This is a genomic window from Polaromonas sp., assembly GCF_030682935.1.
GTDB lineage: Bacteria > Pseudomonadota > Gammaproteobacteria > Burkholderiales > Burkholderiaceae_C > Polaromonas.
Window position 1 is genome coordinate 1 of sequence record NZ_JAUXNA010000373.1, and the last position, 1,931, is coordinate 1,931.

A 1,931-nucleotide genomic window follows, 5' to 3' on the forward strand; every position below is an offset into this window, starting at 1 on the left:
ACTGCCACTGCGCATCAGGCGGGAAAAAGTTGCGGTAACTTGCGCGCATGTGGCTTCCCCGGCTCAGCCTTCAGACGCTGCGCCGACATTGACCCGGGGCTGCAGGGCCGGGTCCAGCGCCCGGCGCTGGTCGAAGACAAAGCATTCGCCCTCAAAGTGGGTGTGGCCACTGACTTCAAAGTATTTCAAAATGCCGCCGTCGAGCTGGTAAACGTTTGTCAAGCCCGCTTCCTGCATGAAAATCGCGGCTTTTTCGCAGCGAATGCCGCCCGTGCAAAAGCTGACCACGGTCTTGCCCTGCAGTTGCTCGCGGTGGTCCAGCAGCGCCTGCGGGAACTCGGTGAACTTGGCTATGCGCCAGTCTATGGCGTTTTGGAAGGTGCCGACATCGACCTCAAACGCATTGCGCGTGTCCAGCGTCACCACCGGGCGGCCGTCGTCGTCGTGGCCGCTGTCCAGCCAGCGCGTGAGCGTGGCCGCGTCAACGGCCGGAGCGCGGCCTGCCGAAGGCCGGATGGCCGGGTGGTTCATGCGGATGATTTCCGGCTTGATCTTGACCAGCAATTTGCGAAAAGGCTGGGCGGCCGACCAGCTTTCCTTGATTTCAAGGTCCTCAAAGCGGGCATCGGCCCGCAGTCCGGCCAGAAAATCATGAATGTCGGCGCTGGCGCCGGCCAAAAACAGGTTGATGCCTTCTTCGGCCAGCAGCACCGTACCCTTGATGGTGCGCGCCTGCAGCGCGTCTGCCAGCGTGGCCTGCAACTCAGGCAGGCCGTCCAGCGCGACAAATTTGTAGGCGGCAATGTTCAGAATTTGCATGATGCGCCCCATTGTAGGCAATGGCTAGCACCGGGGCGGGCGCTTACAGCCGCTCACAAAGTGCGCCGGGGGCCGCGCCCTAAAATGAAGCGCATGTTTGTCCATTTAAGAATTCACACCGAGTTTTCAGTCGTTGACGGTACCAACCGCATCGACGAAATCGTCGAAGCCGCCGCAGCGGACCGCCAGCCAGCGCTGGCCATCACCGATTTAAGCAACCTGTTCGGCACCATCAAGTTTTACAAAGAGTGCCGCAAGACCGGGGTCAAACCCCTGATTGGCGCCGACGTCTGGGTGCAGGTGCCCGGAAAAGAGGCCGGCGCACCGGCGGCCCGGCTGCTGCTGCTGGTGCAAAACCACCGTGGCTACCTGAACCTGTCGGAACTGATCACGCGGGCCTGGACCAAGAACGTGGTGCGCGACCAGGCCGTCATCAAGCTGGAATGGCTGCAAGAACTCAATGAAGGCCTGATTGCGCTGTCAGGCGCCCAGGGTGGCGCCGTGGGCCAGGCCCTGGTGCAGGGCGACGGCGAGCGCGCGCAGGAATGTGCCCTGCACCTGGCCGCCATCTTTTCCCAGCGCTTTTACCTTGAATTGCAGCGCGCCCAGCGCCCGGATGACGAGCGCCATGTGGCGGCTGCCGTGCAACTCGCGGCCCGGCTGGGGCTGCCGGTGGTGGCGACCCACCCGGTGCAGTTTTTAACCTACGAGGACTACGAGGCGCACGAGGCGCGCGTGTGCATTTCCGAAGGTGAAATTCTGGGCAACGCGCGCCGGGTGCGCAAGTTCACGCGCGAGCAGTATTTCAAGTCGTCGGCGCAGATGGCCGAACTGTTTGCGGACTTGCCGTCCGCGCTGGCCAACACGCTGGAGATCGCCAAGCGCTGCAACCTCAAGCTCGAGCTGGGCAAGGCGATGTTGCCCGAGTACCCGACGCCCGAGGTCAACGGCGTGCGCATGCCGCCCGACGAGTATTTCCGTTACGCGTCCTTTCAGGGCCTGGAAGAGCGGCTGGCCCACCTGTATCCCAATGAAACTGTCCGCAACGAAAAACGCCCGCAGTATGTCGAGCGGCTGGAGTTCGAGATCAACACCATCCTGAAGATGGGCTT

The 1,931-nt window shown here is 62.5% G+C and carries 2 protein-coding genes; one reads left to right on the forward strand and one right to left on the reverse strand.

What is annotated here, in order from left to right:
- Positions 1-63: 63 nt before the first annotated feature.
- Positions 64-819: a sulfurtransferase gene (locus tag Q8K05_RS17145; RefSeq protein WP_370868895.1), complete on the reverse strand. Its 756-nt coding sequence runs from the start codon at positions 817-819 to the stop codon at positions 64-66.
- Between the two features lie 93 nt (positions 820-912).
- Between Q8K05_RS17145 and Q8K05_RS17150 the strand changes: the two genes are divergently transcribed.
- Positions 913-1,931, forward strand: a 1,019-nt coding sequence (locus Q8K05_RS17150; protein ID WP_305247821.1) for a PHP domain-containing protein, incomplete at its 3' end; no start/stop codon positions are given.